Annotated in this window: 8 protein-coding genes; 7 read left to right on the top strand and 1 reads right to left on the bottom strand. The window is 37.2% G+C overall.

Going from position 1 to position 13,711, the window contains the following annotated elements; translation table 11 throughout:
• Positions 1-2 precede the first annotated feature (2 nt).
• Complete coding sequence (locus AC07UM_RS22405; protein WP_494684983.1) at positions 3-461, bottom strand: GtrA family protein; 459 nt, start codon at positions 459-461, stop codon at positions 3-5.
• 363 nt (positions 462-824) lie between these two features.
• Between AC07UM_RS22405 and AC07UM_RS22400 the strand changes: the two genes are divergently transcribed.
• From AC07UM_RS22400 to AC07UM_RS22370, 7 genes are all read left to right on the top strand, one after another.
• On the top strand, positions 825-1,088 hold the full coding sequence (locus AC07UM_RS22400; protein WP_124537083.1) for a hypothetical protein: 264 nt from the start codon (positions 825-827) through the stop codon (positions 1,086-1,088).
• Positions 1,089-1,173: 85 nt separating this feature from the next.
• Complete coding sequence (locus AC07UM_RS22395) at positions 1,174-2,025, top strand: BadF/BadG/BcrA/BcrD ATPase family protein (RefSeq protein ID WP_494684982.1); 852 nt, start codon at positions 1,174-1,176, stop codon at positions 2,023-2,025.
• 16 nt (positions 2,026-2,041) lie between these two features.
• Positions 2,042-4,327, top strand: a complete 2,286-nt coding sequence (locus AC07UM_RS22390; RefSeq protein WP_494684981.1) for an NADP-dependent malic enzyme — start codon at positions 2,042-2,044, stop codon at positions 4,325-4,327.
• Positions 4,328-4,564: 237 nt separating this feature from the next.
• Entirely contained in the window at positions 4,565-5,149 is a 585-nt protein-coding gene (gene ruvA / locus AC07UM_RS22385; RefSeq protein ID WP_103233979.1) for a Holliday junction branch migration protein RuvA, read from the top strand.
• A 57-nt stretch (positions 5,150-5,206) separates the two neighbouring features.
• On the top strand, positions 5,207-12,241 hold the full coding sequence (sov, locus tag AC07UM_RS22380) for a T9SS outer membrane translocon Sov/SprA (protein WP_494684980.1): 7,035 nt from the start codon (positions 5,207-5,209) through the stop codon (positions 12,239-12,241).
• Positions 12,242-12,348: 107 nt separating this feature from the next.
• On the top strand, positions 12,349-12,726 hold the full coding sequence (gene gcvH, locus AC07UM_RS22375; RefSeq protein ID WP_047373847.1) for a glycine cleavage system protein GcvH: 378 nt from the start codon (positions 12,349-12,351) through the stop codon (positions 12,724-12,726).
• 25 nt (positions 12,727-12,751) lie between these two features.
• Positions 12,752-13,078: a VanZ family protein gene (locus AC07UM_RS22370; protein ID WP_494685083.1), complete on the top strand. Its 327-nt coding sequence runs from the start codon at positions 12,752-12,754 to the stop codon at positions 13,076-13,078.
• Positions 13,079-13,711 lie beyond the last annotated feature (633 nt).

Below are 13,711 nucleotides of genomic sequence, written 5' to 3'. Positions count from 1 at the left end.
GCCTAACCGTTAAAAATTACTTTCTTTTTTACCGAATAATTTAGAATGGAAACCAGCAATATTGCTGCAATTTTACTGATCATTTCCGGGCTCAAGGTATAAAAAAATAAATTGATATTGTCTTTAAATATAAAACTATAAAATATCTGGAAAAATCCTAAGCTGAGTAATGTTGAAAAGAAGGATACGACCATAAAGTAAGCAAATTCTTTTTTCTTCGAATGCTTTCCTCTTTCAAAAACAAACCAGATACTCAGAAAATAATTGGTGATAATCCCACAGCTCGTAGAAAAAATATTGCTTAAAGGATAATGTATACCATGAAAGTTGGTTTCCCTTGCAAAGAAATGAGGAAGAGAGGTGCTGAAAATCTTAAAGCTGCCTATTTCTACAATAGCGCTCAGTCCTCCTGCGATGATGAAGAACAAAACCTGTTTCTGGCGTATGAGTATATCTTTCATTGAATTAATATAAAACTAAAAATTTGTGTACATATTGTATGAAGTGAGAGCGCGTTTATATTTCAGCAGGTGAAGACCTTACTGTACTCTGATTGTTCATAATGGTTTTAAAATGCCAATAATTACAAAACTTCATAATATGAATATGCAAATTTATAACTATATGTTAAACACTGAAAAAAGTTGTTAAAATATTTTTTTTAATAAAAATTATGTCTAATTTTAATATTCAGAATGATGTAATAATGACCTGATAATAAATTCATTTTCAACTCCTTGTGTTGATGGTTTTTTCTATCTTGTAGTGCACGATTAAGAGCATATACTCCCATTTTTTATGACCCAATTATTAATAATATTTGTATGAAACGTCAAAACAAATACAGAAAATTCCAGCTTCAACAGAAAAATATTGAGGCTCTTGAGAAAGAAAATTCCCGCTTCAAAAGAGTGTATTCTGAATATGAAAATATGTCAAACGAATTATGGAATCTTGAAAACTCCAACGGGGAACCTGTCCCCGATGATTTTATCAATGCAATGGTATTACAGACTTCCTATCTGGAAGATGAAATAGAAGATTGGCTTTTACAATTCAATGAAAAAAAAACAGAGATTAAACATTAATGATTTTAGACAGCTTCCAGGTTGTTTTTAAATGCTAATTGAAGATAAATTCATAATTTAGCAAGCTTAAATTAAAATCTAAAATATGGTTGCTATTGTAGATAGTGGTTCTACTAAAACGGATTGGGTAATACTTGATGACTTTAAAAAAGTTTTTCTAAAAACAGAAACAATAGGTTTCAATCCGAATTTTATCAACAGAGAACTTATCGCTCCTGAAATCCAGAAGAATAGCAATCTGATATCAGTTAAAAATTCAATTACCAAGGTCTTTTTTTATGGTTCCGGATGTGGAGTGAAAAAAAATTGTGAAACCATCGAAGAAGAACTGCAGAAGGTATTTGGAAAAGCAGAAATTATTGTAAAGGAAGACCTGATGGCCGCAGCATATGCAGCATATGGCGGAAAACCTGCAATCGTATGTATTTTGGGCACAGGATCAAACTCTTGTTTTTTTGACGGTGAAAATCTGAAGATTGAATTGCCTTCACTTGGATTCCTGATTGGGGATGAAGGAAGTGGCAGTGCTATCGGAAAGCAATTAGTACGCAGATATTTCATGAAAAAACTGCCTTCAGACCTTCACAAAGAATTTGAAGCAGACTATCAGCTTACCGTAGAAGATGCATTGAGAAATATGTATCATACTCCAAGACCAAACGCCTATTTGGCAAACTTTACCAAATTTGTGATCGAAAGAAAAGATCATCCTTATTTCCAGGATATGGTTTTTGAAGAAATGAGAAACTTCTTTGAATACCAGGTTCTTCCTTATGAGGAAGCAAAAGATGCCGAGATCAATTTCATCGGCTCTATTGCCTATTATTATGAAAACATACTACGTTCTGTAGCTACAGAACTTAATTTAAATGTGGGACATGTTGTGCAGAAACCAATTGAAAGCTTAGTAGATTACCACATTAAATATATACTTTAACAAAAAACAAAATTTTATGTCAAGTAACAACAATCGTGACGAAAAGAACTTTAGCCAGGCCGCGCTAGATTATCATAAAGCAGAACCCAAAGGAAAAATTGAAGTAATCCCGTCAAAGCCACACTCTTCTCAAAGAGATCTGTCACTGGCTTACTCTCCTGGGGTGGCTGTTCCTTGTATGGAAATTTATGAAAAACCGGAAACTGTTTACGATTATACAGGAAAAGGAAACCTGGTAGCAGTAATTTCTAACGGTACTGCGGTACTTGGACTGGGAGACATCGGTGCTGAAGCTTCAAAACCGGTAATGGAAGGAAAAGGACTTTTATTCAAGATCTTTGCTGATATCAATGTTTTTGATATCGAGATTGATGAAAAAGACCCGGATAAATTTATTGAGATTGTAAAAGGTATTGCTCCTACTTTCGGAGGAATCAACCTGGAAGATATTAAAGCTCCTGAAGCATTTTATATAGAACAAAAACTGAAAGAGGAATTAAATATTCCTTTGATGCATGATGACCAGCATGGAACAGCAATTATCTCTGCAGCAGCATTGATCAACTCTTTGCAGATTGCTAATAAAGATATTGATAAAGTGAAAATGGTGGTGAACGGTGCAGGTGCCGCTGCGATCGCATGTACCAAGCTTTACATTTCATTAGGACTGAAAAAAGAAAATGTTCTGATGTGCGACAGTAAGGGGGTTATCAATCATAAAAGAGAAAATCTTACTCCTGAAAAATTAGACTTCATCGCTCAGACAGATATTGAAACATTAGAAGATGCAGTAAAAGGAACGGATGTTTTCGTGGGATTGTCAAAAGGAAACGTGATGACTCCGGAAATGTTGTTGAGCATGAATAATGATCCTATCGTATTCGCTTTAGCTAACCCAGATCCGGAAATCGCTTACGATCTTGCTATTGAGACTCGTAAAGATGTCATTATGGCAACAGGAAGAAGTGATTATCCTAACCAGGTAAACAACGTATTAGGATTCCCTTATATCTTCCGTGGTGCATTGGATGTACAGGCTACGGGAATTAATGAAGAAATGAAGCTTGCTGCCGTACATGCTATTGCTGACTTGGCAAAAGAACCGGTACCGGAAGCTGTAATTTTAGCATACAACGTTCAAAATATGCAATTTGGAAGAGAGTATTTCATTCCAAAACCATTTGATAACAGACTGATCACAAAAGTATCAAGCGCTGTAGCAAAAGCGGCTATTGAAAGTGGTGTTGCTAGAAAAACGATTGCTGATTTTGAAGAGTATGAGCACCAGCTTTTAGACAGAATGGGAAGAGATGAAAGATTGGTAAGAATGATGCAGAGCCGTGCAAAATCCAATCCGAAAAGAATTACCCTTGGGAATGCTGAAGAATACAATGTATTGAAAGCTGCTCAGATTCTTTATGAAGAAGGAATTGCTTATCCAAGCCTTTTAGGAGATAAGAAATACATCCAAGAGCAGATGGAGCGCTACGGAATTACTCTGGATGTTCCTATCATTGATCCAAGTGATGATGATCAGAAAGAAAACAGAAAAAAATACAGAGAAACCCTTTGGAAACTTCGTCAGAGAAAAGGAATGAACGAGTACAAAGCGAAGAGATATGTTCGTCAGAGAGATTATTTTGGACCTCTAATGCTAAGACATGGGGATACGGATGGTCTTATCGTAGGATTCTCTAAAAACTATACTTCAGTATTGCGTCCTGTGTTGGAAGTTATTGAAAAAGATAAAGGAGTAGACAAAGTAGCGGCAATGATGATGATCCTGTCTGAAAAGAAACCTATCTTCTTTGCAGATACATCCATCAATCAGAACCCTACCTCTGAAGACCTTGTGAATATTGCTAAAATGGCAGAATTTACAGTGAAATCTTTTGCTATTGAACCTAGAATTGCAATGCTTGGTTTCGAAAACTTCGCTGCTATTTCTGAAACCTCCAAGAAAGTAGCTAAAGCAGTTAGCATCCTTCATGAGAAATATCCTAAAATGATTGTAGATGGAGAAATTCAACCTGATTTTGCAATGAACGCGGATCACCTGAGCGATTATCCATTCTCAAAATTAGGGACAACGCCAGCAAATACATTCATCTTTCCGAATCTGGAAAGCGCAAACCTTTCTTACAAAATTCTGAGAGGTATGAAAGTAGCACAGGTTATAGGACCTATCTTAATGGGATTAAAACAGCCGGTACACGTTCTTCAAATGCGTTCAAGCGTAGACGAGATCGTAAATCTTGCTACGATTGCTGTTCTTGATGCCCAAAGAAGAGAAAAAAAATAAATCTAAAAATTGAGATTATGAGTAGTAATCACTAAGCTCTGATCAGATTTTTCTTATTTAAAAAATGACACTTTAAACTGTGTTGTGATCATGAAAAGACTCCATATTTTGGAGTCTTTTGCTTTTATGTTAATTCATTGAATTCTTATTTGAAATTTAAGTTAAAAATCATTCGCGCGTGAAATGAAAACATTAATTAGTTTAAATTGCTATATTTGGGAGTTTTAAAAATTAATAATGATATTTTCTTTACAAGGCACTGTTCAAGAACTTACGCCTACCTATGCGGTAATCAATGTACAAGGGGTTGGTTACTACGTGGGAATCAGTTTGATGACCTCACAGACGCTGGTTTTGAATCAGCAGACTATTTTATTTATCCAGCAGATCATCCGTGAAGATGCTCATCTTCTCTTTGGTTTTAACACACGTTCAGAAAAAGAAATGTTCAATCTGTTAATTAGCGTTAACGGAGTAGGGGCTGTTTCTGCATTGATTCTGCTGTCAACACTAAGCCTTGATGAGATCGCTACTGCCATACTTTCAGGCAACAGTGCACTCATCCAAAAAGCAAAAGGAATCGGTGCCAAAACTGCCGAAAGAATCATCGTAGATCTTAAAGATAAAGTACAGAAATTCAGTGATCCTAACGCGAATATTTCTGTGATGGTGGATAATAAAATTAAGGAAGAATCGTTATCTGCATTAGAAGTTTTAGGAATTCCTAAGCGGGCGAGCGAGAAGATTGCGGATAGAATAATAAAACAAAATCCAAGCATCTCGGTAGAAGAATTGGTTAAACAAATCTTAAAAAATATTTAACATTTGGTGGCGAAAAGTAAGCATCTTAACATATTTTTGTTCCTGTCGTTTCTGTGTATGTCTGTCAGCGCGTTTGCGCAGGTACGGAATGATACAGCGATCATAAGAAAACAATATGAAGTGGCCGACCCTACGAGGTACGAAGCCTATTACGATATAAAAACCGGGATGTACTATGTATATCCTAAAATCGGAAATACCATAACAGGCCCTCCTACAGCGATGTCTCCGCAAGAGTATAAAGAATATATGCTTGCTACCCAGACAAAAGCTTATTATAAGGAGAAATCTGATAAATACAACCTTCTTTTCAGAAGAGACAGATCAGATGCAAGGAAGAAAGGACTTATTCCTTCACTTTTGATCAATAACAGGTTGTTTGAAACGATTTTCGGGGGTAATAAAATTGAAATTATTCCTTCAGGGTATGCATCTTTGGACTTTGCCGGATTATATCAAAAAATTGATAACCCTTTGATCCTGCCACAAAACAGGACCAGCTTTACCTTTGATATCGATCAGAGAATTCAGCTGGGATTATTGGGTAAAGTAGGGGAAAACCTGCAGTTAAAAGCCAATTATGATACCCAGAGTGGGTTTGCTTTTGAAAACAGAATGAATCTCGTTTGGCAGGCAAAAGGAAGCTGGAAAGATCTTCAAAGCAAAGGCCTTGGAAATGTAGATAAGCCCAACGAAGGAGGAGAAGATAAAATCATCAAAAGAGTTGAATTTGGTAACGTAAATATGCCGCTTTCAACCAGTCTGATCCGTGGTTCGCAATCACTGTTTGGGGTGAAAACAGAATTCCAGCTAGGAAAAACATTTGGAACAGTGGTCCTTTCCCAACAGCAGGGTGAGGCTCGTAATATTGTAGTACAGGGTGGTGGTGTTATGAATAACTTTAAAGTCAACGCTATTGACTATGAAGAAAATCAGCACTACTTCTTAGGACACTATTTCTTGAACAAATATGATGATGCCTTACTTAATTACCCACAGATCAATTCCACCATTAATATTACCAGATTAGAAGTATGGGTACTTGATCAGGGGAACAGTAATCTTGCCTATCAGAAAAGTATTATCGGAATCAGAGACCTTGGAGAAGGTCCTGGTGGTGTTACTTTACCGGATAACTCACTGAACGGTTTATATGATGCAGTTTCGTCAGTAGCAGGATCCAGAGAAGCCGGTAAAAACTACGGTACTATTTTCCAGGGACAGGTAATTGGGACAGATCCCACTCCTTATGATAATGGAGAGCAATTCATATACAATACAAAAGCCAGAAAACTGAATGCTAACGAATTTACCTTTCAACCACAGCTAGGGTATATTTCATTAAATCAAAAATTGAATGACCAACAGCTTTTAGCTGTTTCATATTCCTATACCGTTAACGGAAGCAATAAAGTATACAAAGTAGGGGAGTTTTCTGAAGAAAGCCCTGTGCTTGTTACCAAAGTATTGAGAGTAAACAATAAAGTGAACACTCAATCTCCGATGTGGGACCTGATGATGAAGAATATCTATTCTATGGATGCAGGACAGGTAGCACCGGATGGATTTATCCTGAATGTATACTACAGAGATCCCAAAACAGGAGGAAAGGTAAACTACCTTCCGGATACGCCTGTAAAGGATCAGAACTTACTGAAATTATTCAACTGGGACCGTCTTAATATGAATGGGGACATCCAGAATAATAAAGATGGCAGTAAAGGAGATGGAATATTCGACTTTGTAAACGGGATTACCATCAGACCGGAAACAGGGCGGGTTATTTTTACCAAAGTACAGCCTTTCGGAAGTTATATGCAAAAGGTTTTAGGGGGAACTTTTGATCCTCAATATGTTTTCCAGGATCTTTATACCAAGCAAAAACAAGCTGTTCTTTCCAGTAACCTTTCACAGAGATATACAATGGAAGGCCGTTATAAAGGAGTTCAGGGACAAGGTATTTCTTTAGGTGCAGTAAACGTGCCTCAGGGATCGGTAAAAGTAGCAGCAAACGGAGTACAGCTTACCGAAGGGGTAGACTATACCGTAGACTATATGCTGGGGACAGTTACTATCATCAATGAAAATGTAAAACAGTCCGGACAGGCTATCAATATTTCACTGGAAAACCAATTGACATTTAATACCCAAAGAAAAAGATTCTTAGGATTAAATTTAGAGAGACGATTCAGTGAGAACTTTATCTTAGGAGGAACAGTAATCAATTACTCAGAGTCTCCATTGACCCAGAAAGTAAACTTCGGACAGGAAGCGGTAAACAATACCATGGCGGGAATCAACTTGATGTATAACAATCAGGCTCCTTATCTGACAAGGCTTACCAATAAGCTTCCTATGGTAAAAACCGAAGCACCATCTAACTTAAACTTTAAGATGGAAGCAGCTTATTTAATGCCTGGACTGAATAAAGGGACCAATAACCAGTCTTATATTGACGATTTTGAGCAAACAACTTCCAAAATATCATTAAAAGAACCGGCAGCATGGAGCTTGGCTTCAAAACCGGAAAAAAATACACTGCCGCCGTTTAATACGGTGCCAGCCAATGACGATATAACAAGCGGATATGGAAGAGGACTATTAACATGGTATAATATCGACCCTAGATTCTGGGGAGTAGGAGGGAAAGCTCCTACAGGAATTACACCTCAGTCTGTATCCAATCACGCTTCAAGAAGAGTACAATACTCGGAGATTTACAACAACAGAGATTTCGTTGCAGGGGAACAGACCTTTACCAATACTTTTGATATCTCTTATTTCCCTAAAGAAAAAGGACCATACAATGTAAACCCGGTAACGGAGCAGGCACAGAGCAGATGGGCAGGGATTATGAGATCCATCAGTGTTCCAAACTTTGTTACTTCAAACATCGAATACGTTGAATTCTGGATGATGGATCCTTATGCGGATGGTAAAACATTGGGGACCGATCCAAAACTTTTACTTCATTTAGGAAACGTATCAGAAGATGTTTTGAAAGATGGAAAAATGCAGTATGAAAATGGACTTCCAACTTCTGGTACCCCATCATCAACTACGAATTCGACCTGGGGGGTACAGCCAAAACAGCCACCAATTTTATATGCTTTCTCTACAGAAGGAGAGGACAGAAAAGTACAGGATGCGGGGTATGATGGTCTTACTTCTGACCAGGAAGCCATGAGGTTCGGAAATACATTTGTAAACCCGGTAACCAATATTGCTGACCCGGCAGTGGATGACTTTGTATTTTATCTTTCTGATAAATTTACGGGTAGCCAGGCTGCTTCAGTTGTGGAACGATACAAATATTTCAGAAATCCTGAAGGAAACTCTGAAGCAAACTCTCTGAATGTGGCTTCACAAACTCCGGATGCGGAAGATATCAATAAAGATTACAACCTTGATCAGACTGAAAATTATAATCAGTATGTTGTAAAGCTTGATCAGCCAAGTTTGTCATTAGGGCAAAACAATATTGTTGATGTAAAGACCGTAAAAGCAGCATTTCAGAATGGACAGACTGCAGATGTCAAATGGTTCTTATTTAGAATTCCAGTATCTAAGTATGATCTGCAGGAAGGAACACATGATGCTTCGGTACTCAATAATGTAAGATTTGCAAGATTAATGTTGGCAGGGTTCGACCAAACATCCACTTTAAGATTTGGAACAATGGATCTTGTAAGATCAGACTGGAGAAAATATAACAATAAAATTGCCAGTACAATTGTTTCAGGTCCTGAAGAAGGGATAGGAGAAGTGGTAGATCCGAATTTTGAAGTAGGAAGTGTGAATATTGAAGAGAATGCTTTAAATCAGCCCCCATATGTATTGCCTCCAGGTATTGACAGACAGGTATTAAGTGGAAATGCTGGAGCTCAAAGGCAAAATGAGGCTTCACTTTACATGAAAGTAAATGACCTTAAATCTGAAGCAAGAGGAGTATTCAAGAATACAACACTGGATATGAGAAGATATAAAAAGTTGAAACTTTTTGTACATGCTCATGATCCATTGAATAGAGTAATAGGAATGGATGAGAAAACCAAATTCTTTATCCGTTTCGGAAGTGATGCTACTGATAACTATTATGAATATGAATCATCTTTAAAAATGACACCTACAACGGCAACAGCTCCTATGGAAATTTGGCCAATGGAAAATGAGGTGGATTTTGATGTTCAGAACTTTGTAGATGCTAAGATTAGAAGAGATAAATCGGGGGTGAAAATTACCGACAGAACAGTGGATCCGGCCTACCAGGAACCTTTTAAGAATATTTATATCAAAGGTAGACCAAGTTTAGGAAATATTACCACGATTATGATTGGGGTAAGAAATGCAGATGTAAGAGGAGGAGCCGGAATTACAAGGATATTATGGGTGAATGAAGTCCGTCTTTCTGAAATTGAAAATGATGGTGGATATGCAGGAAATGCCAGCTTAAACTTTAACATGGGAGATCTGGCAACAGTAAATGCCAATGCTTCTTATACATCCGTTGGTTTTGGAAATATTGATTCAAAACCTGCAGAAAGGACTCAGTCTACTCAATCAGCGTTTAGCATTAATACGGCGATCAATGTAGATAAATTCCTTCCTGAAAAAACAGGGGTGAAAATTCCTTTAAACTATTCTTACTCACAAACCATTGAAGATCCGAAATATAATCCTCTGGATACCGATGTAGAATTCAGTAAGGCACCCAACAGAGAACAATTGAAAAAAGTAGCGAGAACGTATACTCAGCAGAGAAGTATAGGAGTCGTGAATATGCACAAGGAAAGAGTAAATCCAAATAAAAAACCTAAGTTTTACGATATCGAAAACGTTTCGGTAACGGCTGTTTATAACGATGACTATTTCAGAGATATTTATACCAAGAGAAATTACAGACAATATCTGAGAGGATATGTTGATTATAACTATACGTTCAAACCGTGGGTTATCAAACCTTTCAATAAAATGATCAGCGATACTGCGAAATCTACGAAGTATCTGAGATGGGTGAAGGAATTCAATTTTAATCCAATTCCTACAAGATTATCTTTCAGAACTGAAATCGATAGAAATTACAATGAACTTGAGTTCAGAAACGTGGAGGCGATCCTGAATGGAAATATGAACAGTGATTTCGATGCCATCAGAAACCGAAACTTCTTCTTTGGGTGGCAGTACGGGTTAGGATTCAATTTCACAAAATCATTAAAACTGGAAATCAATTCTGCAACCAGAACCCTTAATGATAATCTGGATGTAAATTCAATGGACAACAAGTCGATCTTTGGAAATGTATTCAGAGCGGGAAGGCCGGTATTGTATAACCACAGAGCACAGTTGAATTATAAATTGCCATTCCAGTATCTTCCTTATCTGGATTTCATTGATGCAGAAGTAGGATATGGATTTACTTACAACTGGGCTGCAAGATCTACTTCGTTGACTGGATTTGTGGATCCTAACACTAATCAGGGAGCAAGTTTAGGATCTGTGGGTCAGAATACGAATGTTATTCAGGCAACAGCTTCAGCGGATCTTCCTAAGTTCTTCGGACAGTTTAACTATTTCAAAAAGATAAATGCTAAACTTCAGAAACGCAGACAGGAGATGGACTCTCTGAATAATGTCTATACAAAACAATGGGAGAAGAACAGATACAGGTACAAGAAATATAAATTTAAAAATAAGCTTACCCCATTTCAAAGCGCTGCATTCTTATTGACTTCTTTCAAGCAATTGAATGTAAGCTATAATGAAACGAACGGTACGGTACTTCCGGGATTATTATCAGCTCCAAACTGGTATGGTTCAGGACAGACATTGGGAGGACCAACCCTTGGATTCCTTTTAGGATCACAGGCTGATATCAGAAGAACCGTGATGGAAAACGGATGGGTGAGTGGTTCCAATTATATGACAGATCCATACGTGAGGATGTCTACCAAAGAATTGAGAGCAGATTTACAAGTGGTGCCGATGAATGATTTAAGAATAGATCTTAATGTGTTGCATACCTTTAACAGTAACTTCTCACATACAGGATTTAACTATACCAATGGTGGGGTTCCTAATACGGATTTTACATTTGCCAGCGAAATGATAACGTATTCCAATACGACATCGCTTCTTAGTACATCATTTAAAGATGGACAAGCGGTTTATCAGGCGATCAGGGAAAATGCAAGAGCACTTTCACAACAGCTGGGAGGACCAGGCGCTGTATTGGATAACAATGGATTTGCTCAGCATTATAGCATTGGAAATGCTTATGTATTGATCCCTGCCTTTAGAGCAGCGATGGAAGGAAAATCGGTGACACCAATGGGGAATCCGAAGAAGTCAGGATTCCCATTACCAAACTGGAGAATTACGTATTCAGGGTTAAAAAATATTCCAATGATCAGTGGACAGTTCACGAAGTTTGATATTCTACATGCTTATACCGCGACTTATACCGCAACAGGAATTCAAAGCAATGTAGATTATCATGGTAACCCGAATGGATACTATCAGACCGTGGATAATGCAGGTAATGTAATTAAAAATGCCGGGGACAAAATCAATCCATATACATTTGCACAGGTGGGATATGTAGAATCTTTCTCACCGCTTATTGGAGTAGATGTTACCATGAGAAACAATATGCAGTTCGGGATACAGTATAACAAAACCAGAATGATGGTGTTGGGATTGGTAAACCAGACTCTTACTGAAGATGCGAATACAGAATATGTAGTAAGACTTGGATATATTATTAGAAATTTCAGACTAGGAACAGCGAATATCCGAGGAAGAGGAACAAGAGGAAAAGGAAGTGACCTTAATATCAGAGGAGATATTTCATTAAGAGACAGTAAAACATCCATTATGAATATCCTGTTAAATGATGCACAGGTTACGGGAGGACAGAGATTGATGAATATCAAACTTTCCGCAGACTACAATGTTTCCGAGAATCTGAACCTGAGAGTGTTCTACGAACAGATGACCTCAAAGTATAAAATTTCCACAGCATTCCCGCTGTCTACAATTAGAGCAGGTATTTCTGCCACATTTACATTCGGAGATTCCGGAGGTGGATTCTAAAAATGATACAAACTTAAAAGTCCTTCAGTTTTGAAGGACTTTTTTTATCTCCAATATTTGAAGCTACTATATTTTTGAATACATTTGTACAAAATAAAAATTTAAAAATGAACACACCATCAGAATTAAAGTACACCAAAGATCACGAATGGATCAAAATCGAGGGTAACGTTGCTACAATCGGTATTACAGACTTCGCTCAGGGAGAACTTGGAGACATCGTATACGTAGATATAGATACTGTAGATGATGATCTTAATGGAGGAGATGTTTTTGGAAGTGTAGAAGCGGTAAAGACTGTTTCAGATCTATTCTTACCTATTGCAGGGAAGGTTATTGAGTTTAATTCAGAATTAGAAGCTCAGCCAGAACTGTTAAATACAGATCCTTATGGAGATGGATGGATCATCAAATTGGAAATTGCTGATGGGGCAGATCAGTCAGAGTTACTTTCTGCAGACGATTACAAAGCAATCATTGGATAAGATTTCAAAAATATTTAGTAAGATACTGCCCATTTATTGGGCATTTCTTACTTATATGCTTCTCAAGCCGGGAGAAGAAAACAATGAATATTGGTTCATGTTCAGCGGGATCGACAAGGTATTGCATCTAAGCATATTTGGAGCGCTGGGTTTCGCTTTCATTGCCGCATTCCCTAAAATAAAATTCTCATACTTTTTTCAGATTATCCTTATCTATGCATTCCTTACTGAAATCCTACAGGAAGAAATGGGATTAGGGAGATCTATGGAAACACTGGATATCGTAGCAGACACTATCGGATGTCTATTAGGATACTATATATATAAGGTATTAGTCAAACGTTTCTTTTAATTATCATACATACCCTTAGGAAAGAACAACACTTCATTTCATACCTTTCCTCTTAGAAACATTCAAATTTTCTCAAACCCTTCAAACTCTCAAACTTTCTTAGGAGCTATTCCTGCTATCCATTCCTACTCCTCGCGCCAACGATCTCCAACCCCTCCAACCCACCAACTCTCCTTGCTAAGCTGCGGGGGTAACCATTCCTATCAGGGCTAGGGGAGGTGTAATTATAAATTATAAATGATGAATGATGAATGATGAATGATGAATGATGATTTTCGGCTTTCGCGCTCGGTTTTTTGGTTTTAAGGTTACAATTCCAGGTTTTGGGTTATGAATAGGTGCATTCTGTATCATCAACTTTCTCTCTTATATATTATATCCATCATCCTCTGTGCAAATCCATGCTCACTGTGGTTGATGATCCTATCAACGAATAATCATGATACCCTTATCCAAATATTCATCCAGATTGTAAAAATTCAATAGAAACGGGTTTTAACCCGTTTAATAAAAAGAAAACTAGCTTATTGGCTTTAGCCGAAACTTAAATAAAAAATATTTGTTTTTAAAAAAGCCTCTGCTATTATATATAGGTGTACCTTTCATTATACATTATACATTATACATTATACA

It is taken from the genome of Chryseobacterium sp. GW821-FHT04C04, from assembly GCF_059420365.1.
Note: the sequence above shows the minus strand (reverse complement) of the source record. Positions and strands in the feature narration are given on the sequence as shown.